Source organism: Pseudundibacterium arcticum, assembly GCF_042646465.1.
Classification (GTDB): domain Bacteria; phylum Pseudomonadota; class Gammaproteobacteria; order Burkholderiales; family Burkholderiaceae_D; genus Undibacterium_A; species Undibacterium_A arcticum.
Window position 1 is genome coordinate 130,452 of sequence record NZ_JBHRTP010000032.1, and the last position, 24,755, is coordinate 155,206.

Consider the following 24,755-nt stretch of genomic DNA (forward strand, 5'->3'; position numbering starts at 1 on the left):
TCCGAGACCCGTCACTGTTGCTCATGAATAATTCTTCATGTCTACAAGCCGGCTTTCCGTCCAGAAAAATCTTGGTGTTTGTTCCAATCCTCAGGAGACCAGCATGTCCATGTTGAAAAGAAGATCCGTTCTCGGCGCCTTGACCGTCGCGCCCTTGTTGTCGGCACTGTCGCCGATTGCGGCCTGGGCCCAAGCGACCGTGCTCAAAATTTCGCATCAATTCCCGGGTGGCACGCTGGAAGAGGGCGACTTCCGCGACCGCCTGTGCCGCATGTTTGCGGCAGAAGTGCAAAAGCGCACCAAGGGCGCGCTCAAGTTCGAAATCTATCCCGGCTCGTCGCTGATGAAGACCAATGCGCAGTTCTCGGCAATGCGCAAAGGCGCGCTCGATCTGTCGCTGGTGCCGCTGTCCTACGCCGGCGGCGAGGTGCCGGAGGTCAACATCGGCCTGATGCCCGGTCTGGTGCCTTCGTATGAGGTCGGTGCCGCCTGGAAGAATGCGGAAGTCGGCAAGGAGCTGAACCGGCTGTTGCTGGACAAGGGCATCGTCGTGGTGAGCTGGATCTGGCAGGCTGGCGGGGTCGCCTCGCGCACCAAAGCGGTGGTCGATCCGGATGACGTCAAGGGCATGAAGATCCGCGGTGGTTCGCGCGAGGTGGACCTGGTGCTGAAGGCGGCCGGCGCCGCGGTGGTCTCGCTGCCGTCCAACGAGATTTACGCAGCGATGCAAACCGGCGCCATGGATGCGGCGATGACGTCGTCCACCTCGCTGATGTCGTTCCGGCTGGAAGAAGTGTCGAAATATCTGACTAGCGGCCGCGGCCAAAGCTACTGGTACATGTTTGAGCCACTGATGATGTCGAAGGCAATCTTCGACAAACTCAGCAAGGAGCAGCAGGCCACGATCATGGCGGTCGGCGCCGAGCTCGAAGCGTTTGCGACCAAGGCTGCCAAGCAGGACGATGCGCTGGTCGCCACCGTGTACGAGAAGAAGGGCGCGAAAGTGGTCGACCTGAATGCAGCGACCGTCAAAAAGTGGCAGGCGATTGCCAAAGCCACGGCCTGGAAGGATTACGCAGACAGAAACGAGAGCTGCGCCAAATTGATGAAAATGGCGGAGAAGCTGTTATGAGCCATGGTTTTGAACTGGAGCCGCCCAAGGGACCGCCGATCCCCGATAACCCGGCGGTCGCCGCGATCGCGCGGGTGTTGAATGCGATCAATGAACTCATCGTCAAGGTCTCGATGGTCGCGATGTTATTGACGGCACTGGTGCTGACCTATTCGGTCGTGATGCGCTACCTGTTCAAGGTGCCGACCGACTGGCAGGATGAGGCGTCGGTGTTCATGCTGATCGGCGTGTCGTTTTTTTCTGGGGCCTACGTGCAGTCGTACCGGGGGCATATCGGGATCGAGTTCTTGTCAACCGTGTTGCCGCCGTCGGTCAATCGGGTCCGCTTGATCATGGTCGACGTGGTCAGCGGCGCCTTCTGTGCGTTCTTCTCATGGAAATCCTGGACCCTGTTTCACGAAGCCTGGGTCGATGGACAGACCACCACCTCGACCTTTGCGCCACCGCTGTGGATTCCCTACGGCATGATGGCGCTGGGCATGAGCTTGCTGTCGCTGCAGATCCTGACGCAAGTGCTGGCCGCCATCACGGTTTCCAAAGTCGCTCCAGTCGCCGCAGGGAGGCCCGCATGAGTCCGCTGACCCTGGGTGTGCTGTATGGCGTGGTGACCTTGCTGGTGATGTTCTCCGGGATGTCGATCGCCTTTGCGCTCGGTGTAGTGGCGACCGGCTTCATGTATTTTTTCATGCCGGCGGCGTCGCTCGATACGATCACGCAAAACGTGTATGAAGAGATGGCGTCGATTACCCTGCTGTCGATCCCGCTATTCATTCTGAAGGGTGCAGCGATCGGCAAGTCGCCGGCCGGGCGCGACCTGTATTCGGCAATCCATGCGTGGCTGCACAAGGTGCCCGGCGGCTTGGGCATCGCCAACGTGTTTGCCTGCGCGATGTTCGCGGCGATGGCGGGTTCGTCGCCCGCGACCTGCTCCGCGATCGGTTCGGCCGGGATTCCGGAAATGCGCCGGCGCGGTTATTCGCCGGGCTTCGCGGCCGGGATCATCGCGGCCGGTGGCACCCTCGGGATCTTGCTGCCGCCGTCGATCACGATGATCCTGTATGCGGTGGCATCCGAGCAGTCGCTGGGCCGCCTGTTCCTGGCCGGCATCGGCCCCGGCTTGCTGCTGGTGGTGCTGTTCTCCGGCTACGCGGTCTATCGCGCGCGGCACGAGTACCAGCTGGCGTTGGCCGCTTACCAGCAGGGCGGCGTGAAGTCAGCCTATCTGGATGAAGAGCACTTCACGCTGCGGCAAAAAGTCGAGATGTTGCCACGCGTGCTGCCCTTCGTGATTCTGCTGATCGGTGTGATGGTCGCCTTGTATGGCGGGTACGCGACACCGTCCGAGACCGCCGGTCTGGGCGCGTTGCTGGCGATGGTGCTGATCGCGATCGTGTACCGCGTCTGGCGGCCCAAGGACATCGCACCGTTCATCGCGTCGACCATCAAGGAGTCGACCATGCTGCTGTTCATCATCGGCATGTCGCTGCTGTATTCGTATGTGATGAGCTATCTGCACATCAGCCAGTCGGCGGCGCAGTTTGTGGTCGATTTGCATCTGAGTAAATGGCTGTTGCTGAGCGTGATCCTGATGATGGTGGTGGTGTTCGGCTTCTTCCTGCCGCCGGTATCGATCATCCTGATGATGTGCCCGATCATCTTGCCGCCGCTGAGAGCAGCGGGATTTGACCTGATCTGGTTTGGCGTGGTGATGACGATCGTGATGGAGATGGGCCTGATTCATCCGCCGGTCGGCCTGAATATTTTTGTGATCAAGAATATCGCGTCCGATATTCCGCTGCGGGACATCGTGATGGGGGTGCTGCCGTTTCTGTTGTTGATGCTGGTCGCGGTGATCCTGTTGTGCCTGATGCCGCAAATCGCAACGGCGTTTCCTGATGCCTTGATGGGGGTGAAGTAAATGACCGGACGCTGGAATACCTTGCAGCTGAATCGGGATGCGCGGCTGCGTCGTGCGCAGCAGTCGCTCGGTACGCAGCTGGTCGGCAAGATCCTGTCGTCCGAGCGCATCGTGGACTTGCTGCATGCGGTGATCGAATCGGGCGACCGGGTTTGCCTGGAAGGCAATAACCAGAAGCAGGCAGATTTCCTGTCGAGCGCGTTGACCGGTCTGGATGCGGGCCGGGTGCATGACCTGCACATCCTGCAATCGGTGCTGGCCCTGCCCGAGCACCTGGATATATTCGAAAAGGGCATCGCCTCCAAGCTCGATTTTTCGTTTTCCGGACCGCAGGCGGGACGGTTGGCCAAGCTTGCTTCTTCCGGCAAGCTCAACATCGGTGCGATTCATACCTACCTGGAATTGTATGCACGCTATTTCATCGATCTGACGCCGCGCGTGGCATTGGTCGCGGCGCAGGCGGCGGACCGCTTCGGCAACCTTTACACCGGAGCGAATACCGAGGACACCCCGACCATCGTCGAAGCCACCGCCTTCAAGGCCGGCGTGGTGATTGCGCAAGTCAATGAGATCGTCGACACGCTGCCGCGGATCGACATTCCGGCCGGCTGGGTCGACTTCGTGGTCGAGCCACCGACCCCGCATTACATCGAGCCGCTGTTCACGCGCGATCCGGCACTCATTTCCGAGATCCAGGTCCTGATGGCGATGATGGCGATCAAGGGCATCTATGCCGAATATCAGGTCGAACGCCTGAACCACGGCATCGGTTTCGACACCGCCGCGATTGAATTGCTGCTGCCGACCTATGCGGCGTCACTCGGACTCAAGGGCAAGATCGCCCGCTATTGGGCGCTCAATCCGCATCCGGCGCTGATCCCGGCGATCGAGGCCGGCTTTGTCGAATCGGTGTATTCGTTCGGCTCCGAGTTGGGCATGGAAGACTATATCCGCGCCCGGCCGGACGTCTTCTTTGTCGGCGCCGACGGCTCGATGCGCAGCAACCGCGCGCTATGCCAGGCGGCCGGGCATTATGCCTGCGACATGTTCATCGGCTCGACGCTGCAAATCGACTTGCAAGGCAATTCGTCGACCGCGACGCTGGGACGGATATCCGGCTTCGGTGGCGCGCCCAACATGGGTGCGGACGCGCGCGGCCGGCGTCACGCCAGCCCGGCCTGGTTGAAGGCGGGGCAGCAGGCCCGCGCCGGCAAGAACCAGATTCCGCGCGGACAGAAGCTGGTGGTGCAGATCGTGGAGACCTTCCGCGAACACATGCATCCGGCTTTTGTCGAGACGCTGGACGCCTGGCAACTGGCCGAGCAAGCCAACATGGCGATCCCGCCGGTGATGATTTATGGCGACGACGTGACGCATATCCTGACCGAGGAAGGGATTGCCAACCTGCTGCTGTGCCGTGGCGAAGAAGAGCGCGAACAGGCGATCCGCGGCGTGGCCGGTTATACGCCGGTCGGTCTGGCGCGCGACCAGCGCATGGTGGACAACCTGCGTGATCGCGGCGTGATCCAGCGTGCCGAAGATCTCGGCATCGACAAGCGCCTCGCGACCCGCGACCTGCTGGCCGCAAAGAGCATGAAGGATCTGGTGCGTGCATCGGGCGGCTTGTATCAGCCGCCGAAGCGGTTCCGGAATTGGTAGGCAGCGGGAGCGGTGTAAACCGCAAGGAATATACTCCCCATAAATTTTGGCAAATATGCTCTATCTGCCACAGAAATATTGCGGCGTGTAAACATACTATAGTCAGTATTTTTTAGAGTCAGGTACTTACGCAAAATCACGATGTAGGGTGCGCCATGCGCACCAATACGATCAGTGGCGATATTGGTGCGCATGGCGCACCCTACGAAATCCCTTTTTGCGTAAGTCCTAATGAACAAGGATCGCGATGGAAACCCTGTTATTTCGATTTGAAAACGGCCAGCGAAAGCAGCCGCAGAATGCGCAACTGGTGGGCGTGGTCAGCTCGGGCAATCTGGAAGTGCTGATCAGCGCGGCCGATCTGAACGATGGCTGCGAGATCGAAGTGCAGACCGCGGCCAACGGCTTTGGCCCGATCTGGCAAGCCGTGATGCGCGATTTTCAGGCGCGCTGGAATCTGGCCGATACCCGCATACAGATCAACGACATGGGCGCCACGCCGGCGGTCGTCAGCCTGCGGCTGGACCAGGCGGTCGAAGCCTATCTGGAAGGCAAAGCATGAGCAGCTATCTGGAAGCGACTGCAAGACAGCGCATCGGCACGCTGCTGGATCAGTTTGAAGAATTCCTGCCGCCTTCGCAGCAGGTGATCAGCCCGCACCTGGCGCAACTGGATCTGCCGGTGTCGTTTGATGACGGTGTCGTGGTCGGCCAGGGCAGCTTGCAGGACAAGACTGTCTATGCGGCAGCGCAGGAGGGCGGCTTCATGGGCGGCGCAGTGGGCGAGGTGCATGGCGCCAAACTGGTCGGCCTGATGCAACGCGCGGTCTTGCACCAAGCCGATGCGGTAGTGCTGCTGCTGGACAGCGGCGGCGTGCGCCTGCATGAAGCCAATGCCGGTTTGATCGCGGTCTCTGAAGTGATGCGTGCGGTGCTCGATGTGCGCGCCGCCGGTATCCCGGTGATCGTGCTGATCGGCGGCAGCAATGGCTGCTTTGGCGGGATGGGCATCGTGGCCCGCTGCGCCAATGCGATCGTGATGTCGGAAGAGGCGCGGTTGGCGATGTCCGGGCCGGAAGTGATCGAGACCGCCAATGGCGTGGACGAATTCGATTCGCGCGACCGTGCGCTGGTCTGGCGCACCACAGGCGGCAAGCATCGCTATCTGCTGGGAGATTGCCAGATGCTGGTGGCGGACGATATTGGCGCGTTCCGGCAAGCGGCGCTCGACATGATGCAGGCCTGCGCACAGCAGGCGGTGGCACTGACGCTGGACGATCTGGAGCAGGAGCAATTGATGCTGACAAAACGCTTGCAGCAATTTGGCGACTATCGCGAACCGATGCAAATCTGGTCCGCGCTCGGCATCGCAGAACCGCAGCAATTGCCGATGCTGGAAGCGGCTGCATTCGTGGCGCTGGCCGGCCAGCACAGGCACCGGGTCACCACCGCGCCGGGAGCAGCATCATGAACTGGCATGCGCTGGCGACCCGGCTTTTTCCGCAAGGTTTTGAGATTGCCGAGCACGCGTGTTTCTTGTCCGGTACGGCGCAGGTCGATGGCCGCAGCGTCGCGGTGATCGGCACCACCGAACACACCCCGATCGGCGTCGAAATCGCACTGGCCCAGGCGCAGGCGGTGCTGGCGACCGTGCGCGACCATCCGCAACGACCGATCATCATCCTGGTGGACACGCAAGGTCAGCGTCTGCGCCATCGCGATGAGATGCTGGGCATCAACAGCTACATGGCGCATCTCGGTAAATGCATGGAACTGGCGCGGCGCAACGGCCATGTCATCATCGGTCTGGTGTATGACCAGGCCTTGTCCGGCGGTTTCCTGACCAGCGGCTTGATGGCCGACGCCTGTTACGCGCTGCCCGATGCCACCATCCGCGTGATGGGTTTGCCGGCGATGGCGCGCATCACCAAGGTGCCGGAAGAGCGACTGACCGAACTGGCAAAAGACAACCCGGTGTTCGCACCCGGCCCGGCCAACTATGTCCGCATGGGCGGGCTGCAGGCGATCTGGGACGGCGATCTTGCTGCCTGCCTGGTCAAGGCGCTGAGCGAGGCCGGCAGCACCGATCAGCGCAGCGCACTGGGGCAAGCGCGCGGCGGCCGCAAGTGGGCGCAACGGGTGATCGATGCGGTGATCAGCGGCGATCATGTCTAAGGCAGACGCTGCGCGAGCCCCCGAGCGGCATGATCTGGTCTGGCCGTCAGCCTCCGGCTGGCGGCAGTTGCTGGATCAGGTTGCGGTCGGCGATCGCGCCGCGATAGCGCGCTGGCAGCAGGCCGATTGGCCGGCCGTGGTACGCCGACATGATCCTGCCGATGCAGGTGCAAATGCAGCAGCCTCCGACAAAATCTATCTTGGCATTGCGCTGCCGCCCGACGCAGTCGATGGCTGCAAATGCAGGATCGCGTTAAGCATCAATAAAGCGCTGGTGCGCACGCTGCGTGCGCCGCTGGCGCTGAATGACGTGATCGCGACGGCGCCGCCAAGATGGCGCGCCGACTTGCAGGGGTTGGCGGACGGGGCCAGCACTGAAGAGATTGCCCTGCGGGTGTACGGTTCGCTTGCGCTGCAAACACTGACTGGTCAGACCTACCTCACCGACCGGTCCGACATCGATATCCTGTTCGCACCAAACAGCCGCAAACAGCTGGAGGTCGGCATCACGCTGTTATCTGACTTTGCCCGTAATTTGCCGCTGGATGGCGAGATCAGGTTCCCCGACGGGCAAGCGGTCGCCTGGAAAGAGTGGATCAATACCGTCGGTGCCGCCAGCGCCGTCGCTGCCCAACGGAACTTGCGTGCCAGAGTACTGGCCAAGAGCCTGCAACGGGTGCAGTTACAGCCGCCGGCAAAATTACTGGCCAGTCTGGAGCTGACGCCATGATCGCGCTGTCCGCCAGCGCCGCCAGCACCACCGGCGGCCAGGCAGCCAGGCCGGCGCGCGCACCGATGTCGCAGCGCGCGCTGTACCATCAGGATCTGGCGCTGCCGCTGACACCTGCACAGCTGGCGCGGCTGGCATTGCGCAGCCTGCATGGCGAATTGGTGCTCTATCCAAAACCCGGCCTGGTATCGTTGATCGATAACGGCAGCCACACCGACATGACCGCCGCGACCTTTGTGCGCAGCCTGTTTTCCTTGCGCCACTACTTCAGCGAGATCAGCTTCGCCGGCATGCAGGCGCTGCCATTCGCCAGCTTGAAGCGTCTGGCGATCGCCGCGGAACAACGGATGCTGCGCGCGACCAAGGGCGTCAATACCCATCGCGGCGCGATCTTCTCGATAGGCATGTTATGCGCGGCGATCGCCTGTTGCAGTGCGCGGCGCATTGCATTGACACCGCAGGCGATCCGCGCGGCGTTGCTGAACAACTGGGGCGAGGAACTGGCACGGCACACCCACGTGATGCTGGCCGATAGCCACGGCACGCGAGTTGCCAAACAGTATGCTGCCAGCGGTGCGCGGGAAGAGGCAGCGCTCGCTTTTCCTTCGGTATTCGAGATCGCGCTGCCGCGCTTGCAGGCGACGCTTGCGGCCGGCCGCAGTTGGCATGAGGCCCAGATCGACGCCTTCTTTGCACTGGTGGCGCACATCAGCGACACCAATCTGTATCATCGCGGCGGCGCGGCAGGCGCCCATTTCGCCAGAATGGCGGCGCAGGATTTTCTCGATGCGGGTGCCACCGCGCAACCAGACTGGCGCAGCCAGGCTGTGGCATGCCATCGGCTGTTTGTACAACACCGGCTGTCGCCCGGCGGCGCCGCGGACCTGCTGGCCGCGACCTGCCTGCTGCAGCTCTGCATGCACGACAGCGCCTGCTAATGCCCGGCCCCATGTCCAGACTCGCGATACTTTGCCCGGGGCAGGGCGCGCAACACGGCGCGATGTTCGAGCTGGCACGTCAGGATGCCGGGGTGGCCGAACAGATTCAAAAATGGTCACTGAGCGATCGGCTCGGCATGCCGCTCGACCGGATTCTGGCCGACCCGAGCGCGATGTTTGCCAATCGCATCGCGCAACCGCTGATTGTCGCGGCGACGCTGGCGGCATGGGCCGCCGTCCGTCAACTGCTGCCGACGCCGGCGCTGGTGGCCGGCTACAGCATCGGCGAGGTTGCCGCCTATTGCGTGGCCGGTGCGATCTCCGCAACCGATGCGATCGCGCTGGCAGCTGCGCGCGCCGCCCTGATGGATCGCTGTGCGCAGCCTGATGCGCCACAGTCGATGGTCTCCGTGATCGGTGTGCCCGCTGCGGTAGTGGCAGACTTGTTGCGCCAACATCATTTGCATCTCGCGATCGAAGTTGGCGAGACCAGCATCATCGCCGGCGGCTTGAGCCGCGCTTTTGCCCCATTCAACGCCATCATCGAATCCATGGGAGGTGCGGTCAACCCATTGCCGGTCGGGGTCGCTTCGCATACGCCTTTGATGACTGCCGCACTGGAAGACTTTAGCGATCTGCTGGAACGCTGCACTTTCGCAGATCCAAGAATTGCCGTGCTGTCCGGGATCCGCGCCGAACCGGTGCGCCAACGACAGCAGGCCAAGGCCGACCTCGCCCAGCAAATGGTGCAGGCCATACGCTGGAAGGATTGCATGGACCGCTGCGCGGAGCAGGGCATCACGCTCGCGCTGGAACTGGGGCCCGGCGCGGCGTTGGCGCGCATGTTACACAGCCGGCATCCGCACATCGCTTGCCGCTCGCTGCAGGACTTTCGCAGCCTCCATGGTGTCGCCGCCTGGATCAAGCGCCACGCTGATTAGCGGGACAACCTATTGTGGAGTATGGGCGCGATTCGGCGGAATTGATTGCGGATGAGGCGCAGGTAGCCACCCAGTATATGGCCGGATGATATGGCCGGATGAGCACGGCGCGATACCAGCTCAGAGCTGCACCCAGGCGCCCTTGAACACGATCGGCCCGCTCGGTCGGTTCGGATTCGGCGAACCGCCTTTCGGCTCCAGCGTGATCGCCAGCAGCGCAATGGTGTGCGGCGTCGCGTTGTCCGGCAGCGGCAGCGTGACCGTGCCATTGGCAGCCACCAGGCCGAGCGAGCGCGGCGCGCCGTCTTTTGGCACGGCCCACAGTTCCAGGCTCTTGTCGGCCGCAATCGCCTGCGCGGTCAGCACCTTGACCGTCAGTTGCCGACGCTTGGCGTCACCGATGATGATCATTGCCGGTTGCGCCTTGTCGTCGGCCAGGGTGGCGACATACGACGTGATCGGCGTGATGGGTTCCAGCTGGCGCGTCAGCAGCACGGTCACCAGGATCGTCGCCAGCGCGGTGGACGCCATGCCCAGTCCACGCCAGAAACTCAGATCATTGTGCAAACTCAGCCAGAACGCACGCTTGCGCTGCACGGCCGCCAAGTGCTGCAGGTTCAGCTGCTGTTCGAGGTGGCGCCACACCTGCGGCGACGGTTGTGCGCCGGGCGCTAATTCGGCCAGCGGATGCAGCCGATCCTGCCATTCGGCGACCGCGCGCCGCAACAGCGGATTGTCCTGCATCGCGGTCTCGAGGCGCCGCCGTGCGCCGCCCTTGAGCGTGCCGAGCACATATTCGGCCGCCAGTTGTTCCAGCAAGCTATCGTTATCGGAGATGTTCATGCCTGCTCCAGCTTATGATCGAGCTGCGTGTCCAACTTGGTCAGGCACTGGCGCAAGCGTTCCAGCCCACGCCGGATCCAGGTCTTGACGGTGCCCATCGGCAGCTTCATCTGGTCGGCGATCTCACGGTGCGACAGATCGTGATAATAGGCCAGCGCGATCGCCTGCCGGTGCAGACCCTCCAGCCGCGCCAAGCAGCGCGCCAGTCCTTTCGCATCGTCGGTCAGTTGCAGCGCCTCGAGCGGGGTCGGGTCGGTGCTTTCCAGTGCGGCCATCACGTCCTTGTCGAACGTATCGGCGTCGATTTCGACTGCATGGTCGGCCCGGCGCAGCAGGTCAAACGCCTTGTTGCGCACGATCGTGGTCATCCATGTCATCGGCGCGGACAGGCTGGTCTGATAGCCGGCCGCGTTGTTCCAGATGCTGATGAAGCTTTCCTGTAACACGTCTTCGGCCAGTTCGCGCTTCACCAATATACGCAGCGCAAAGCCAAACAGTTTCGACGATGTTGCGTCATATAAAGATCGGAAGGCGGCGACATCCTTGTGACCGACTGCCGTCAGCCAGGTTTTTAGTTGCTGCTGGAGCGCATCGTTGTTGGACATGGGTATTCGCTCATAAAAGTTGCTGCGTGAACAGGCTGCATGCGGCGGACGCCAAATAGAACGGAACTATTTGGCAATTATTGGGCTATTAGGCAACTATTACGCAACTAAGCTTGTTAAGAATACATCATGAATTGTGTGCGTGCAGCAAATCGGAGCACTCGGGCAGGGTTGAGTTCCCTCCCCCTTGCAGGGGTTAGGGGCTGCGCAGGGAATTCAGGAGGCGTGCCTCCTGCCTGCGGAGCGGTATCCGCCTGCAAGCGGATACGCCTGGAAGTGGGGTAGTGCGGTCGATGAATGATGCACGTTGCTGATTGACCATCCTACCCCCATCCCAACCTTCCCCCTGCAAGGGGGAAGGGGCGAAAAGCCTCAGCCTGCAACGATCTTCATGCAGTCGCCCTGCGAGGTCGGGTTACCTCCAGCATCGCCGGCCAAGCGACAGCTGCGGTCAGCGACTGGCAGTGATACGATCAAGGCTGGCAACAATTTCAACTTCATGACCGACACCGTTCGCATCGATAAATGGCTGTGGGCCGCCCGTTTCTTCAAGACCCGCTCGCTGGCGACCGACGCAGTCGACAATGGCAAGGTGCGCCAGAACGACGCTCGTATCAAGCCCGCGCACGGCGTCAGGCCGGGTGACACACTCGAGATCGACAACGGCTCTACCCGTTGGGAAGTGACGGTGCTCGCGCTGGCCGAGCAGCGCGGTTCGGCCGCCGTGGCGCAGACTCTGTATGCCGAAACTGCCGACAGCAGTGTCCGGCGTGCGCAACAGAGCGAGCAACGAAAGTTATACCGCGAACCGGCCAGCCTGCTGAAAGGTCGCCCGACCAAGCGCGATCGCCGCTTGCTGGACAAGGCCGGCGGCTAACCCGCTCCGCCCGGTACCTTGCAGGTGAAAAACCGGTGCGCCACAGTACCGGTCGCGCTCGCACTTCGGCGCCTCTATTGCCGTTCGCCTATAGAACCGCCCCTCTAAAAATCCCATTTGACATTTGCATCCCATTAGACAATAGTACGAGCGTTCGCATTTTTTATGCGCCCCCCGTTTTCATCGTGGCGATTCACAGTCCGGAGCGGGATTCATTGGGACGAAATATCATCAATACCACATCAAAATCCATGCGCAAGGGCGAGCTCACCAAGGCCACGATCCTCGATGTCGCGCTCGAGCTGGCCAGCCGTGATGGTCTGGAGGGCCTGACCATCGGCCTGTTGGCGGACCGGATGAATATGAGCAAGTCCGGCGTGTTCGCGCATTTCGGTTCGCGCGAAGACCTGCAACTGGAAGTGCTGAAGCTGTACCACGTCCGTTTCGAGCAGGAAGTGTTCTATCCGGCCATCCGGGAACCGCGCGGCCTGCCGCGTCTGCAAGCAATGTTTGCGGGTTGGGTCAAGTGCGTCAGCTTCGAAATTGCGTCCGGCTGCATCTATATCAGCGGCGCGGTCGAATACGACGATCGACCGGGTGCGATTCGGGAAGCGCTGGTCGGAATGGTGCAAGCCTGGCAAGACGCGTTGTTGCGCTGCGTTGCGCAATCGGTCGAGACCGGCCATTTGCGGCCGCAAACCGATGCACAGCAGATGGTGTATGAAATGTATGGACTGATCCTGGCCTTGCATCACGATGCCAGGTTCCTGCGCGTACCCGGCAGCGTCGAACGGGCGCAGAACGGATTCGAGCGCTTGCTCGACAGCTATCGCAATCCGCAGCCGGCGGCGAACCTGCATAAGTCAACCGCGAAAAAAGTCGCCTAAAAGTCAACTCACTGACCACGCAAATTCACGTAACTAATCTAGTAACTAAGCAAGTAACTAAACAAGTCAGGACTTACGCAATATAGAGAATGTAGGGTGCGCCATGCGCACCATTACCCGCGCCGACGCTACATTGGTGCGCACGGCGCACCCTACTTTTTTCTAGTTTTGCGTAAGTCCTACAAGTAACCAAACAAGTAACCAAACAAGTAGTTCTCACCATAGTCGTCAGGAGAAAATCATGGGTCAATACGTCGCTCCGTTGCGGGATATGCAGTTCGTGCTGCATGAATTGCTGCACGTCGAAGATGAACTGAAACAGTTGCCGAAGCATGCGGAAATCGATGCCGAGATCATCAACCAGGTGCTGGAAGAGGGCGGAAAATTCACCTCCGAGGTGCTGTTTCCGCTGAACCTTTCCGGCGATCGCGAAGGCTGCCATCACGACAAGACGACCCATACCGTCACCACGCCAAAAGGCTTCAAGGACGCGTACCAGCAGTACGTCGAAGCCGGCTGGCCGGCGCTGTCCTGCGACCCCGACTTCGGCGGCCAGGGCCTGCCACTGGTCCTGAACAACTCGTTCTACGAGATGATGAATTCGTCCAACCAGGCCTGGACCATGTACCCGGGCCTGTCGCACGGCGCCTACGAGTGCCTGCACGAGCATGGCACGCCGGAACAAAAAACGCTGTATCTGCCAAAACTGGTGTCGGGCGAATGGACCGGCACCATGTGCCTGACCGAAGCGCATTGCGGCACCGACCTCGGCATGTTGCGCTCGAAGGCCGAGCCACAGGCGGACGGCTCTTACAAGATCACTGGCAGCAAGATTTTCATCTCGGCCGGCGAGCACGACATGTCGGCCAACATCCTGCACCTGGTGCTGGCACGCCTGCCGGACGCACCGGAAGGCTCGAAAGGCATTTCCCTGTTCCTGGTGCCGAAATTCCTGCCGAACGCGGACGGCACGCTCGGTGCGCGCAACCCGATCACCTGCGGCGCGATCGAAGAAAAAATGGGCATCCATGGCAATTCGACCTGCCAAATGAATCTGGACGGCGCCACCGGCTGGATCATCGGCGCGCCGCACAAGGGTTTGAATGCGATGTTCGTGTTCATGAATGCGGCGCGTCTGGGCGTCGGCATGCAGGGCCTGGGCCTGACCGAAGTCGCGTACCAGAACGCACTGATGTACGCCAAGGACCGCATCCAGATGCGCAGCCTGTCCGGCCCCAAGGCACCGGATCGCCCGGCCGACCCGATCATCGTCCATGCCGACGTGCGCCGCATGCTGTTGACCGCCAAGGCCTATGCCGAAGGCGGTCGCGCTTTCTGTTCGTATGTCGCGTTGCAGATCGACAAGGAACTGAATCACCCGGACGAAGAAGTGCGCAAGGACGCCGCCGACCAGGTGGCGTTGCTGACGCCGGTGATCAAGGCCTTCATTACCGACAATGCCTGGATCGCGACCTCGGAATGCATGCAGGTGTACGGCGGCCACGGCTTTATCTCTGAGTGGGGCATGGAGCAGTATGTGCGCGATGCCCGCATCAACATGATTTACGAAGGCACCAACACCGTGCAGTCGCTCGACCTGCTGGGCCGCAAGGTACTGCAAGACAACGGCGCCAAGCTGCGCAAGTTCGGCGAGCAGGTCAAGGCCTTCGTCGAAGACAACGGCACCGACGAAGCGATGAGCGAATTCATCACGCCGCTGGCCGATCTGGGCGACAAGGTGACCAAGCTGACCATGGAAATCGGCATGAAGGCATTCCAGAATCCGGACGAGGTCGGCGCCGCGGCGGTGCCGTACCTGCGCGTGGTCGGGCATCTGGTGTACGCCTACTTCTTCGCGCAAATGGCGAAGATCGCGCTGGCCAAACAGGATTCAAGCGATACCTTCTACAAGTCGAAACTGGCGACGGCGCGCTTCTACTTCGCGCGCCTGTTGCCGGAAACCGCGATGCTGATCCGTCAGGCGCGCTCCGGCTCGGCCAATCTGATGGCGCTCGAAGCAGATCTGTTTTAAGTCGCGTGTAGCTGTCCGCTGTTTTTCTCCTCCCCCTTCAAGGGGGAGGTCGGTTGTTTCTTCTCCTCCCCCTTCAAGGGGGAGGTTGGGTGGGGGATGGGTATAACGCAATCGCATGAAACCCATCCCCCCTTGCAGGGCGCACACAGGCTTGCAAGCCTGTGCCGTTCCGCAGGCGTGGAGCATGCTCCACGAAATCCCTGCTACACCCCTAACCTCCCCTTGAAGGGGAGGGAATATTCGCTACGAACATAAAGGAATAATCCCATGTCCAATTTCATCGTCAAGAAAGTCGCCGTGCTCGGCGCCGGCGTGATGGGCGCGCAGATCGCCGCCCATTGCGTCAATGCCAAGGTGCCGGTGGTGCTGTTCGATCTGCCCGCCAAGGAAGGTGCCAAGAACGGCATCGTGCTGCGCGCCATCGAGAACCTGAAAAAACTCAACCCTGCGCCGCTCGGCAACAAGGATGATGCCGCTTACATCGAAGTGGCCAACTACGAAGACAATCTCGAGGTGCTCAAAGGCTGCGACCTGATCATCGAAGCGATCGCCGAACGGATGGACTGGAAGCACGACCTGTACCAGAAGGTCGCGCCGTACATCGCACCGAACGCGATCTTTGCATCGAATACCTCCGGCCTGTCGATCAATGCGCTGGCCGAAGGCTTCGACGCCGAACTGAAGGCGCGCTTCTGCGGCGTGCATTTCTTCAACCCGCCGCGCTACATGCATCTGGTGGAATTGATCCCGACCGTCGCCACCCGCCCGGAAATCATCGACCAGCTCGAAGGCTTCCTGACCACAACGCTCGGCAAGGGCGTGGTGCGCGCCAAGGACACGCCGAACTTCATCGCCAACCGCGTCGGCATCTTCGGCATGCTGGCAACGATTTACGAAGCGGAAAAATTCGGTTTGACGGTGGACGTGGTCGACGACCTGACCGGCAAGAAACTCGGTCGCGCATCGTCCGGCACCTTCCGCACCGCCGACGTGGTCGGACTCGATACCATGGGTCACGTGATCAAGACCATGCAGGACAACCTGGCCAGCGATCCATTCTTTGCGGTCTACAAGACACCGGAGGTGCTGGCCAAGCTGGTGGCGGCCGGTGCACTGGGCCAGAAGACCGGCGCCGGCTTCTACAAGAAGGTCGGCAAGGACATCCAGCGCCTCGATTTCGCGTCCGGTCAATACGTCGCCGGCGGCGCCAAGGCGGCCGATATCGTGGCCCGCATCCTGAAAGAAAAGGACCCGGTCAAGCGCATGAAGGCGCTGCGCGAATCGACCAATCCGCAGGCACAGTTCCTGTGGGCGATTTTCCGCGACGTCTTCCATTACATCGCGTTCCATCTCGACACCATCGCCGACAACGCGCGCGACATCGATTTCGCGATGCGCTGGGGCTTCGGCTGGAACGTCGGCCCGTTCGAAACCTGGCAAGCCTCCGGCTGGCAGGAGATCGCGGCCTGGGTCAAGGAAGACATCGAAGCCGGCAAGGCGCTGTGCAACGCACCGCTGCCGGCCTGGGTATTTGACGGCAAGGTTGTACAGAACGGCGGCGTGCACGACGCGCAAGGTTCGTACTCCGCCAGCAAGAACACCCAGGTCGCCCGCTCCGAGCTGCCGGTCTATCAGCGTCAGGCATTCCGTGCTGCGGTGGTCGGGGATGGCGTCGCCAATGGCACCACCGCCGGCATCACCGTGTTCGAGGACGAATCGGTACGCATCTGGCATCAGAACGACGACATCCTGATCCTGTCGTTCAAGACCAAGATGCACGTGATCGGTGCCGGCGTCGTGGACGGCATGTATAAGGCGATCGCAGAGGCTGAAAAGAACTTCAAGGGCCTGGTGATCTGGCATGCCGATGCGGCCGAAGGCGGCGCGTTTTCTGCCGGCGCCGATCTGCAGTCGATGCTGCCGGTATTCATGGCCGGCGGCGCCAAGGCGATCGAGCCGGAAGTGGCACGCTTGCAAAACGCGCACCAGGCGCTGAAATACGCCAACGTGCCGGTGGTCGCGGCGGTTGCCGGCCTGGCGCTGGGCGGCGGTTGCGAGTTGCTGATGCATGCGGCCAAACGCGTGGCGTCGATCGAATCCTATATCGGACTGGTCGAAGTCGGCGTCGGCCTGATCCCGGCCGGCGGCGGCTTGAAGGAAGCCGCAGTACGCGCAGCCGCCAGCGCCAAGGGCAACGATATCCTGCAATTTTTGAAGGCTTCGTTCACCAACGCCGCCACCGCCAGCGTGTCCAAATCGGCGCTGGAAGCGCAAAAGATGGGTTACCTGTCGGACGACGACGTGATCGTGTTCAATCCGTATGAATTGCTGCACGTGGCCAAGGTCGAGGCGCGCGCCATGTTCGACGCCGGCTATCGCCCGCCGTTGAAAGCGCAATTCGCGGTGACCGGCCGTTACGGCATGGCCACCATCATGGCGCAACTGGTCAACATGCGCGACGGCGGCTTCATCTCTGCGCATGACTACAAGCTGGGCGCGATGATCGCCGAGATCGTCGCAGGCGGCGAAGTCGAGCAGGGCAGCGTCGTCAACGAACAATGGGTGCTCGACCTGGAGCGCAAGGCCTTCATCGAACTGCTGAACCATCCGAAGACCCAGGAACGGATCATGGGCATGATGCAGACCGGCAAACCAGTGCGGAACTAAGCAGGCTCCCTCCCTTTCAAGCATGTCCTGAGCTTGTCGAAGGGGGGAGGGCCAAGGTGGGGATGGCGCGCTTAGCCCCCCGCGCAGCGCTGAACGACTCGCTCCCTTTCAAGGGGAGGGTTGGGGTGGGGATGGCGCGCTTAGCCCCCGCACAGCGCTGAACAACTTCCTCCCTTTCAAGCATGTCCTGAGCTTGTCGAAGGGGAGAGGGCCGTGGTGGGGATGGCGAGCTTATCTCCCGCGCAGCGTTGAACGACTCCCTCCCTTTCAAGCATGTCCTGAGCTTGTCGAAGGGGAGAGGGTCGGGGTGGGGATTGCGAGCTTATCTCCCGCGAAGCGTTGAACAACTCCCTCCCCTTCAAGGGGAGGGTTGGGGTGGGGATGGGTTAAAAATGGCTTAAAAAGGGGGTTAAAAAATGCACGGACAAACCAACGCTTTCGCAAAATCCCGCGCACCAGATTTGCGAAAGACCTTGACCGACGCTGAGAAAAAGCTATGGCAGCGTCTGCGAGGTGGCCAACTCGAAGCAAAATTTCGCCGTCAACACCCGTTTGAAAACTATATATTGGATTTTGTATGTCTGGAACATCGCCTGGTGATTGAAGTCGATGGTTCCCAGCATGATGAGCAAAAAGAACACGATGAACTACGGACCGGAAAACTGCACGACGCAGGCTTCCATGTCCTTCGATTTTGGAATAACGAAGTATTAAATGAGACGGATGCGGTTGTTCAAGTGATTTGGGGCGCTTTACACCCAGTTCGTGACCCATCCCCACCCCGGCCCTCCCCTTGAAGGGGAGGGAGAAAACGGAGCGGAGCTAGGCTCGGATGCCCATCCCCACCCCAACCCTCCCCTTGAAGGGGAGGGAGCTTAAACAAGGAGTACACAAAATGACCAAACAACTTCAAGACGCCTACATCGTTGCTGCCACGCGCACACCCATCGGCAAAGCGCCACGCGGCATGTTCAAGAATGTGCGACCGGACGACCTGCTGGTGTACGCGATCCAGTCGGCGATGGCGCAAGTGCCAGGCCTCGATCCGAAGCTGATCGAAGACGCAATCGTCGGCTGTTCGTTCCCGGAAGGCGAGCAAGGCCTGAACCTGGCGCGCATGGGCGTGCTGCTGGCCGGCTTGCCGAAGACCGTGGCCGGCGTCACGGTCAACCGCTACTGCGCATCCGGCATCACCGCGGTGGCGATGGCGGCCGATCGCATCCGCGTTGGCCAGGCTGATGTGATGATCGCCGCCGGTGCCGAGTCGATGTCGATGGTGCCGCTGATGGGTCATCATCCGTCGATGAACATGGGCATCTTCAAGGACGAGAACATCGGCATGGCCTACGGCATGGGTCTGACTGCCGAGAAGGTCGCACAGCAATGGAAGGTCTCGCGCGAGGCGCAGGACCAGTTCTCGCTGGCATCGCACCAGAAGGCGCTGGCGGCGCAGCAGGCCGGCTTCTTTAACGACGAGATGACCCCGGTCGAGATCGTCGAGCGTTTCCCGAATCTAGCCACCGGCCAGATCGACATCAAGACCCGCACCGTCAGCCAGGACGAAGGCGCGCGTCCTGATACCTCGCTGGAAGGCCTGGCCAAGCTCAAGCCGGTGTTTGCGGCCAAAGGTTCGGTCACCGCCGGCAACAGCTCGCAGACCTCGGACGGCGCCGGTGCGCTGATCATCGTCAGCGAAAAAATCCTGAAGCAATTCAACCTGACTCCGCTGGCGCGCTTCGTGTCGTTCGCGGTCAGGGGCGTACCGCCGGAAATCATGGGTATCGGTCCGAAAGAAGCGATCCCGGCAGCCTGCCGCGCCGCCGGCATCACGCAAGATCAGATCGACTGGTTCGAGCTGAACGAAGCGTTCGCAGCGCAATCGCTGGCCGTGATCCAGGACTTGGGCCTCGATCCGGCCAAGGTCAATCCGATGGGAGGCGCAATCGCGCTCGGCCATCCGCTCGGCGCGACCGGCGCGATTCGTTCCGCCACCGTGATCCACGCGATGCGTCGCAATAATCTGAAATACGGCATGGTGACGATGTGCGTCGGCACCGGCATGGGCGCTGCCGGTATTTTTGAACGTATGTAAAATGCAGTAGCACTCGGGAAGCCGTCAGGGCAATCGCACGTAGAATCGCATGAACATTGGTGCTGCCGGGTCCAGTTCCCTCCCCCTTGCAGGGGGTTAGGGGCGCAGCAGGGAATTCAGGAGGCATGCCTCCTGCCTGCGGAGTGGTATCCGCCTGCAAGCGGATACGCCTGGAAGTGGGGTAGTGCGGTCGATGAATGATGCACTTTGCCGATTGACCGTCCCACCCCCATCCCAACCTTCCCCCTTGCAGGGGGAAGGTGCGAGAAGCCTTAGCCAGCAACGATCTTCATGCAATCGCCTTGGGGAAGCTGCACCGCTTTTTTACGAATATAAATCACATGACGCTGGCCATTTCGGCGCACCATTATTAATAGGAGACTTATGGATATTTTGACCAGCAAGCAAGACGGTGTGTTGCATATCGAATTCAACCGGCCAGACAAGAAGAACGCAATCACGGCCGCTATGTACCAGACCATGACCGATGCGCTGAAGGATGCCGACGCGGATGCGTCCGTTCGCGCCATCCTGTTCAGCGGCAAGCCGCAAATCTTCACGGCCGGCAACGATCTGGAAGACTTCCTGAAAAATCCGCCGACAAGCGATAGCGCGCCGGTGTTCCAGTTTCTTTGGAACCTGAGCCACGCCACCAAGCCGATCGTCGCCGCGGTGTCCGGCGCAGCGGTCGGCATCGGCACCACGCTGCTGATGCATTGTGACCTGGTATATGCGGCCGATAACGCCAAATTCTCGCTGCCGTTTGCGCAGCTCGGCGTGTGCCCGGAGGCCGCGTCCAGCCTGCTGTTTCCCAATATAGTTGGCTACCAGCGTGCGGCAGAAAAGCTGATGCTGGGCGAGGTGTTCCTGGCCGACGAGGCACGCGAGATGGGCTTGGTCAACCAGGTCGTCGCGCTAGATGAATTGCAGGCATTCGCGACCCAGCAAGCGGCCAAACTGGTCGCGTTGCCGGCATCATCGATCCGCATGACCAAGCGCCTGATGAAACACAATATGAATGTGATCGAGACCCAGATGGCGGAAGAAGCCAAGCATTTCCGCACCATGCTGTCCGCGCCGGAAGCGAAAGAAGCGTTCACCGCGTTTTTTGAAAAACGCAAACCGGATTTCAAGAAGTTCGCGTAAGAATTTGTCGCTCGCACCCGTCCCAGTGCCGATCTCTTCCTCCCCTTCAAGCATGTCCTGAGCTTGTCTAATGAAGGAGGGCCGGAATGGGGATGGGCATCCAAACCTAGCTTCGCTCCGTTTTCTCCCTCCCCATCAAGGGAGGGCCGGGGTGGGGATGGGCATCCAAACCTAGCTTCGCTCCGTTTTCTCCCTCCCTTTCAAGGGGAGGGCCGGGGTGGGGATGGGTTATCAAACGCACGGCTCCTAACCCATCCCCATCCCAGCCTTCCCCTTGAAGGGGAAGGAGTATCTACGCCAGCCCCGGACACCGGATGGGCATCCAAACCTAGCCCCGCTCCGTTTTCTCCCTCCCTTTCAAGGGGAGGGCCGGGGTGGGATGGGTATCCAAACCTAGCCCCGCTCCGTTTTCTCCCTCCCCTTCAAGGGGAGGGCCGGGGTGGGGATGGGTTATCAAAGCACGGCTCCTAACCCATCCCCATCCCAACCTTCCACTTGAAGGGGAAGGAGCATCTACGCCAGCCCCTGGACGCCATCAATAGCGTCTGTTGTAAAAAAACCACCGACACCACCTTTCTTAGTCCTCATCATGCACCCGCTGCGCTCTAGCGCGGCTCATCTGTGCCAAACGCTCCCCGTATACCAGCCATCACTCTGCTGCCGCAGAGCGCACGGTGCCCGCACGCACTCTTTGTTAACAAATGACACTACTTGATGCTTATCAATAAGTTATGTTTTAACAATGCAACACTTTGTGCGTGCGGGAGTGAAAAGCAGCGTGGTCTTCCACGCAGTTGGAAATGAGCCGTGCTTTGGACCTGGCTAAGGCCTGCGCCCATCTTTCCTGCCAACATGACAAGAATTCTGACCACGGTAACATTTCACCTGTTGCTGTGGACAGAATCTGACAGACGGATGGACTTTTCTCAATCGACTTGCGTTTCGTCAACGAAACATGCTTGCATCAGTGAAACACTACATCCATGTTGTTTCCGATAAAAGCACACGAACACTCGCTGGATACCTTGTGAACTATGAAATCGAAATAAGCTCGCGGCTTGCTAGGGAGGCCGCAGATGCCTCGATGGTCGGCAGGATGCGGCTGGTGCTGTCTATTGCAGCGGTATTGACGATTTTTATCGATCCGGAAGGTGTAGACGACGTTACTGGCCTCACCCAGCTGGTGTTTTGTGGTTATACCCTACACAGCATCGTTCTTTACGTTCTTTCGCAGCTTGATCAGCCGTTCTTGCACAGCAAGATGATCCATTGGCTGGATGTTGGCTGGTATGCGCTCATCGTTTTTTTTACCGGTGGCAGCAACAGCTTTTTCTTCCTCTTCTTTTTCTTCGCCATCCTCACGTCGTCTTTTCGCTGGGGTTTTGAAGAAGGCGCGCGAATAACCCTCGCTTCATCAGCGCTGTTCGCCGTCACCGGCCTGGTATCCATGACGGAAGCCGAAATCTCCCGGCTGCTGTTGCGCACCACCTTCCTGCTTGCGCTCGGCTACATGATCGCGTACTGGGGTGGATCGGAAGTAGCGCAAAAACGCCGACTGGCATTGCTTCGAGATGTCAGCCAGTTGTCGAATCCGCGCTTCGGGGTCGATCACACCATCGCCTCGGTCCTGGAAAAGACGCGGGCGTTTTTTAAGGCCAGCAGCTGCATTCTGGTGATGCGGGACATTGAGTCTGCGACTTGGTCACTGCGTACAGCAATGGAAGACCATGCAGGGCGATCGATCAATGCAGAGCGGATCAGTGCAGAAGCGGCGTCGCCGCTCATGGCTTTTCCGCAGGAGCAGATCGTCGTCTACAACCGCCCGCTCTGGCCGGCGCTACCCCGGACCGGAGGATCCCGGACGCTGGGCAATGCGCAAGTCAGATGGATCAAACGCGTTGGCGAACCAGGCGAGAGTTTGGCCGAGCTGCTGGAAGCGCGTTCCTTTATCACCGCGCCTTTGTCGTTGAGAAAAGGCGAGGGCCGTATTTATGTCGTGTCCTCGAAACATGGGTTCAGCAAAGCGGATGCACTGTTTTTGAGTCATATCACGGCGCAAGCATTTCCGGTCATTGAGAACATCGAGCTTCTGGACCGGCTGGCTTCGGGAGCTGCCGTACGGGAGCGGCGAAAGATTGCACGCGATCTGCATGACACCACGATCCAGCCCTATATAGGCTTGAAACACGGACTAAGCGCCGTGCGCAATAAAGCTGCCGCCGATAATCCCCTGATCGAAGATCTCGACAAATTAACGGCAATGGCAACGCAGGTGGTAGGCGAGCTGCGCCGCTATGCCGGGACATTTAAAAACGGACTGGGGCTAAGCGAACCGGTATTTCTTGTGGCCCTGCGCCGGCAAGCGGCACACGTCAGGGAATTCTACGGAATCGATATCGCGGTCAGCATGGAGGGCGAGCTTGACATGTGCGATCGCCTGGCTGCGGAGGTCTTCCAGGTGGTCAGCGAGGGGATGAGCAATATCCGCAAACACACCAGCGCGCGACGTGGCTTCGTCAAACTCAAGTGCGCAAACGGGTGGCTCAATATCCAGATCGAAAATGAATGCCTGGGCGCGCAGGCAACCGAGTTCATGCCACGCTCGATTGCGGAACGGGCCGCCGCGCTGGGAGGGAAGGCGTACGTGGAGCAAGGGTCGAGCGGCGGTACAGCCGTACACATCGAAATACCAGTTTAAACAGGGGAACAATGATGCTGGCCGAAAAAACGATACGCGTGATGCTTATCGACGATCACAAGACGATGCTGTGGGGATTGGCAAGATTGATCGAGGGCGAAAACTCCAGGATGGAAGTGGTCGGGACCGCCAGTAATTGCGACGAAGCCCTGGCGCAAATCGGCCAGCTGGCTCCCGATGTAATTTTGCTGGATCTCGACCTTGGCGGAAAATGCTCGCTCGATATTCTTCCCGCCCTGCTGGCGAACGGCGTATCGCGCGCATTGATTTTAACCGGCACGCGCGAACAGGCGACGCTGGACCTGGCGGTTCTTCGCGGCGCGCGAGGTGTGGTGCGCAAGGACGCATCGGCGGAACAAGTCCTGAAGGCGATCGAAAAAGTGCATCAAGGCGAGCTATGGCTCGACCATGAAATGCTCGGCAGAGTATTCGGCGAGTTCATGAATCCCAAGGCGACGCGCAAGCCCGACCCCGAAGCGGAAAAGAAAGCGGCGCTTACACCCAAGGAAAGAAAAATCATCGACACGATTGTCGAGGGAAAGGGCGCCTTGAATAAAGCGCTTGCGCAACGGCTCTTCATATCGGACCACACCTTGCGCAACCATTTGACGTCGATATACCAGAAGCTGGGCGTAAGCAATCGGCTTGAATTGTACGTCTATGCGATCAAACATCAATTTGGGAAGTGCGCTTCCTGAGTGCGGTTCTCGTAGACATAGCAGGCGTTGGTAATTCTCGCGGCGGGGACAATCGTTCGCAGCCGCGCCCATTGATTCAGCCCGGAAAAGGTTTGATTTTCCGGGCTGCTGTGTTCTCCGTCTCCCTCTGGGCTAATCTATGCACACATCTTTGCAACTCGTTAATTTATATAGCCTTGTAGGAGCGCACCCGGGCGCGAACACCCACAGCTCACGCAGAGCGGCATAATTACCAAGCTACGCAGCCAATCGCAATCCGATCGCGCCCAGGTGCGCTCCTACAAAAAACCACGTTCCAGCACGGTTCCAACACTATTCGTTCCGGATCTATAGCTGACGATTTGAGCGCGCTGAGAAGCGCCGAGAATTCGCGCAGCCATCGCCCAAAGCAGCACAAAAAAACGCAGATCCTCCCGTCGCCAGCACGCTCAAGCACTAGCGGGCTTGTACGGGCACTAAATACCTGCTCATAATTAATTGTGCATTTTAATAGATGGAAGCAACAAAAAATGGAAGGAAGTAGGGTGCGCCACGCGCACCAATGCAGCCACGGACGGCCATGGTGCGCATGGCGCGCCCTACTTTTTTCGGTTTTTCGTCAACCTGATCACACACACATTTTGCGTGGCTACTTAGTACAAAAATCCTGTCCGTTGCGGTAAAAAAGAGGTGGGTTGTACTAAGAAGAAAAGGATGTTTATCCGATGCATGCGAATAC

The 24,755-nt window shown here is 60.1% G+C and carries 22 protein-coding genes; 19 read left to right on the plus strand and 3 right to left on the minus strand.

All coding sequences use genetic code 11. The features are described 5' to 3' along the window. The first annotated feature begins 103 nt into the window (after positions 1 to 103). From ACFOFO_RS11460 to mdcA, 4 genes are read left to right on the plus strand one after another with little or no spacing between them, the layout of a single operon-like run. Positions 104 to 1,132: a TRAP transporter substrate-binding protein gene (locus ACFOFO_RS11460; RefSeq protein WP_390322225.1), complete on the plus strand. Its 1,029-nt coding sequence runs from the start codon at positions 104 to 106 to the stop codon at positions 1,130 to 1,132. Then, a complete protein-coding gene (locus ACFOFO_RS11465) occupies positions 1,129 to 1,704 on the plus strand; it encodes a TRAP transporter small permease (protein WP_390322226.1) in 576 nt (191 codons plus the stop codon). The genes ACFOFO_RS11460 and ACFOFO_RS11465 overlap by 4 nt, the downstream gene beginning before the upstream one ends. Continuing rightward, on the plus strand, positions 1,701 to 3,050 hold the full coding sequence (locus tag ACFOFO_RS11470; RefSeq protein ID WP_390331563.1) for a TRAP transporter large permease: 1,350 nt from the start codon (positions 1,701 to 1,703) through the stop codon (positions 3,048 to 3,050). Before ACFOFO_RS11465 ends, ACFOFO_RS11470 begins: the two co-directional genes overlap by 4 nt. Beyond that, positions 3,051 to 4,709, plus strand: a complete 1,659-nt coding sequence (gene mdcA, locus ACFOFO_RS11475; protein ID WP_390322227.1) for a malonate decarboxylase subunit alpha — start codon at positions 3,051 to 3,053, stop codon at positions 4,707 to 4,709. On the opposite strand, the gene ACFOFO_RS11480 is transcribed toward mdcA, so the two are convergent. Then, complete coding sequence (locus tag ACFOFO_RS11480) at positions 4,679 to 4,903, minus strand: hypothetical protein (RefSeq protein ID WP_390331565.1); 225 nt, start codon at positions 4,901 to 4,903, stop codon at positions 4,679 to 4,681. The genes mdcA and ACFOFO_RS11480 overlap by 31 nt on opposite strands. 53 nt (positions 4,904 to 4,956) lie before the next feature. Between ACFOFO_RS11480 and mdcC the strand changes: the two genes are divergently transcribed. The 6 genes from mdcC to ACFOFO_RS11510 all read left to right on the plus strand — a co-directional run bounded on the left by mdcC (position 4,957) and on the right by ACFOFO_RS11510 (position 9,492). Continuing rightward, positions 4,957 to 5,271: a malonate decarboxylase acyl carrier protein gene (mdcC, locus tag ACFOFO_RS11485; RefSeq protein WP_390322228.1), complete on the plus strand. Its 315-nt coding sequence runs from the start codon at positions 4,957 to 4,959 to the stop codon at positions 5,269 to 5,271. Further along, positions 5,268 to 6,179, plus strand: a complete 912-nt coding sequence (locus ACFOFO_RS11490; protein ID WP_390322229.1) for a biotin-independent malonate decarboxylase subunit beta — start codon at positions 5,268 to 5,270, stop codon at positions 6,177 to 6,179. Before mdcC ends, ACFOFO_RS11490 begins: the two co-directional genes overlap by 4 nt. Beyond that, positions 6,176 to 6,883, plus strand: a complete 708-nt coding sequence (mdcE, locus tag ACFOFO_RS11495) for a biotin-independent malonate decarboxylase subunit gamma (RefSeq protein ID WP_390322230.1) — start codon at positions 6,176 to 6,178, stop codon at positions 6,881 to 6,883. Before ACFOFO_RS11490 ends, mdcE begins: the two co-directional genes overlap by 4 nt. Continuing rightward, positions 6,876 to 7,613 carry a malonate decarboxylase holo-[acyl-carrier-protein] synthase gene (gene mdcG / locus ACFOFO_RS11500; protein ID WP_390322231.1) on the plus strand — a complete coding sequence of 246 codons (738 nt, stop codon included), beginning with the start codon at positions 6,876 to 6,878 and terminating at the stop codon, positions 7,611 to 7,613. Before mdcE ends, mdcG begins: the two co-directional genes overlap by 8 nt. Positions 7,614 to 7,678: 65 nt before the next feature. After that, entirely contained in the window at positions 7,679 to 8,551 is an 873-nt protein-coding gene (gene mdcB, locus ACFOFO_RS11505) for a triphosphoribosyl-dephospho-CoA synthase MdcB (protein WP_390327856.1), read from the plus strand. 11 nt (positions 8,552 to 8,562) lie between these two features. Continuing rightward, entirely contained in the window at positions 8,563 to 9,492 is a 930-nt protein-coding gene (locus tag ACFOFO_RS11510) for an ACP S-malonyltransferase (protein WP_390322232.1), read from the plus strand. A gap of 120 nt (positions 9,493 to 9,612) precedes the next feature. Here ACFOFO_RS11510 and ACFOFO_RS11515 read toward each other — a convergent pair whose 3' ends face one another. Continuing rightward, positions 9,613 to 10,335, minus strand: coding sequence for an anti-sigma factor (locus tag ACFOFO_RS11515; protein WP_390322233.1), 723 nt, complete (start codon positions 10,333 to 10,335; stop codon positions 9,613 to 9,615). Next, the gene (locus ACFOFO_RS11520; RefSeq protein WP_390322234.1) at positions 10,332 to 10,940 is read right to left on the minus strand and encodes a sigma-70 family RNA polymerase sigma factor; all 609 of its coding nucleotides are present in this window, start codon (positions 10,938 to 10,940) and stop codon (positions 10,332 to 10,334) included. The genes ACFOFO_RS11515 and ACFOFO_RS11520 overlap by 4 nt, the downstream gene beginning before the upstream one ends. 499 nt (positions 10,941 to 11,439) lie before the next feature. Here ACFOFO_RS11520 and ACFOFO_RS11525 point away from each other — a divergent pair, with 499 nt between their 5' ends. From ACFOFO_RS11525 to ACFOFO_RS11565, 9 genes are all read left to right on the plus strand, one after another. Next, the gene (locus ACFOFO_RS11525; protein WP_390322236.1) at positions 11,440 to 11,817 is read left to right on the plus strand and encodes an RNA-binding S4 domain-containing protein; all 378 of its coding nucleotides are present in this window, start codon (positions 11,440 to 11,442) and stop codon (positions 11,815 to 11,817) included. Positions 11,818 to 12,068: 251 nt separating this feature from the next. After that, a complete protein-coding gene (locus ACFOFO_RS11530) occupies positions 12,069 to 12,704 on the plus strand; it encodes a TetR/AcrR family transcriptional regulator (protein WP_390322238.1) in 636 nt (211 codons plus the stop codon). A 241-nt stretch (positions 12,705 to 12,945) separates the two neighbouring features. Further along, positions 12,946 to 14,736, plus strand: coding sequence for an acyl-CoA dehydrogenase C-terminal domain-containing protein (locus tag ACFOFO_RS11535; protein WP_390322239.1), 1,791 nt, complete (start codon positions 12,946 to 12,948; stop codon positions 14,734 to 14,736). Positions 14,737 to 15,003: 267 nt separating this feature from the next. Then, the gene (locus ACFOFO_RS11540) at positions 15,004 to 17,403 is read left to right on the plus strand and encodes a 3-hydroxyacyl-CoA dehydrogenase/enoyl-CoA hydratase family protein (protein ID WP_390322240.1); all 2,400 of its coding nucleotides are present in this window, start codon (positions 15,004 to 15,006) and stop codon (positions 17,401 to 17,403) included. A 416-nt stretch (positions 17,404 to 17,819) separates the two neighbouring features. Continuing rightward, complete coding sequence (locus ACFOFO_RS11545) at positions 17,820 to 18,200, plus strand: endonuclease domain-containing protein (RefSeq protein ID WP_390322241.1); 381 nt, start codon at positions 17,820 to 17,822, stop codon at positions 18,198 to 18,200. A 98-nt stretch (positions 18,201 to 18,298) separates the two neighbouring features. Continuing rightward, the gene (locus ACFOFO_RS11550; protein ID WP_390322243.1) at positions 18,299 to 19,495 is read left to right on the plus strand and encodes an acetyl-CoA C-acyltransferase; all 1,197 of its coding nucleotides are present in this window, start codon (positions 18,299 to 18,301) and stop codon (positions 19,493 to 19,495) included. A gap of 384 nt (positions 19,496 to 19,879) precedes the next feature. Then, positions 19,880 to 20,641: an enoyl-CoA hydratase gene (locus ACFOFO_RS11555; protein WP_390322244.1), complete on the plus strand. Its 762-nt coding sequence runs from the start codon at positions 19,880 to 19,882 to the stop codon at positions 20,639 to 20,641. A 1,027-nt stretch (positions 20,642 to 21,668) separates the two neighbouring features. Then, positions 21,669 to 23,339, plus strand: coding sequence for a sensor histidine kinase (locus ACFOFO_RS11560; RefSeq protein ID WP_390331566.1), 1,671 nt, complete (start codon positions 21,669 to 21,671; stop codon positions 23,337 to 23,339). Between the two features lie 11 nt (positions 23,340 to 23,350). Continuing rightward, positions 23,351 to 24,037: a response regulator gene (locus ACFOFO_RS11565; RefSeq protein WP_390331567.1), complete on the plus strand. Its 687-nt coding sequence runs from the start codon at positions 23,351 to 23,353 to the stop codon at positions 24,035 to 24,037. Positions 24,038 to 24,755: the final 718 nt, after the last annotated feature.

What these genes read in the sequence shown, in the direction of transcription:
- ACFOFO_RS11540 (WP_390322240.1), top strand. Translation starts at nt 15,004, where the DNA reads ATGTCCAATTTCATCGTCAAGAAAGTCGCCGTGCTCGGCGCCGGCGTG.
- mdcB (WP_390327856.1), top strand. Translation starts at nt 7,679, where the DNA reads ATGTCGCAGCGCGCGCTGTACCATCAGGATCTGGCGCTGCCGCTGACA.
- ACFOFO_RS11535 (WP_390322239.1), top strand. Translation starts at nt 12,946, where the DNA reads ATGGGTCAATACGTCGCTCCGTTGCGGGATATGCAGTTCGTGCTGCAT.
- mdcA (WP_390322227.1), top strand. Translation starts at nt 3,051, where the DNA reads ATGACCGGACGCTGGAATACCTTGCAGCTGAATCGGGATGCGCGGCTG.
- ACFOFO_RS11525 (WP_390322236.1), top strand. Translation starts at nt 11,440, where the DNA reads ATGACCGACACCGTTCGCATCGATAAATGGCTGTGGGCCGCCCGTTTC.
- ACFOFO_RS11470 (WP_390331563.1), top strand. Translation starts at nt 1,701, where the DNA reads ATGAGTCCGCTGACCCTGGGTGTGCTGTATGGCGTGGTGACCTTGCTG.
- ACFOFO_RS11545 (WP_390322241.1), top strand. Translation starts at nt 17,820, where the DNA reads ATGCACGGACAAACCAACGCTTTCGCAAAATCCCGCGCACCAGATTTG.
- ACFOFO_RS11465 (WP_390322226.1), top strand. Translation starts at nt 1,129, where the DNA reads ATGAGCCATGGTTTTGAACTGGAGCCGCCCAAGGGACCGCCGATCCCC.
- ACFOFO_RS11510 (WP_390322232.1), top strand. Translation starts at nt 8,563, where the DNA reads ATGTCCAGACTCGCGATACTTTGCCCGGGGCAGGGCGCGCAACACGGC.
- ACFOFO_RS11460 (WP_390322225.1), top strand. Translation starts at nt 104, where the DNA reads ATGTCCATGTTGAAAAGAAGATCCGTTCTCGGCGCCTTGACCGTCGCG.
- ACFOFO_RS11480 (WP_390331565.1), bottom strand. Translation starts at nt 4,903, where the DNA reads ATGCGCACCAATATCGCCACTGATCGTATTGGTGCGCATGGCGCACCC.
- ACFOFO_RS11515 (WP_390322233.1), bottom strand. Translation starts at nt 10,335, where the DNA reads ATGAACATCTCCGATAACGATAGCTTGCTGGAACAACTGGCGGCCGAA.
- ACFOFO_RS11490 (WP_390322229.1), top strand. Translation starts at nt 5,268, where the DNA reads ATGAGCAGCTATCTGGAAGCGACTGCAAGACAGCGCATCGGCACGCTG.
- ACFOFO_RS11565 (WP_390331567.1), top strand. Translation starts at nt 23,351, where the DNA reads ATGATGCTGGCCGAAAAAACGATACGCGTGATGCTTATCGACGATCAC.
- mdcE (WP_390322230.1), top strand. Translation starts at nt 6,176, where the DNA reads ATGAACTGGCATGCGCTGGCGACCCGGCTTTTTCCGCAAGGTTTTGAG.
- ACFOFO_RS11550 (WP_390322243.1), top strand. Translation starts at nt 18,299, where the DNA reads ATGACCAAACAACTTCAAGACGCCTACATCGTTGCTGCCACGCGCACA.
- mdcC (WP_390322228.1), top strand. Translation starts at nt 4,957, where the DNA reads ATGGAAACCCTGTTATTTCGATTTGAAAACGGCCAGCGAAAGCAGCCG.
- ACFOFO_RS11530 (WP_390322238.1), top strand. Translation starts at nt 12,069, where the DNA reads ATGCGCAAGGGCGAGCTCACCAAGGCCACGATCCTCGATGTCGCGCTC.
- mdcG (WP_390322231.1), top strand. Translation starts at nt 6,876, where the DNA reads ATGTCTAAGGCAGACGCTGCGCGAGCCCCCGAGCGGCATGATCTGGTC.
- ACFOFO_RS11555 (WP_390322244.1), top strand. Translation starts at nt 19,880, where the DNA reads ATGGATATTTTGACCAGCAAGCAAGACGGTGTGTTGCATATCGAATTC.
- ACFOFO_RS11520 (WP_390322234.1), bottom strand. Translation starts at nt 10,940, where the DNA reads ATGTCCAACAACGATGCGCTCCAGCAGCAACTAAAAACCTGGCTGACG.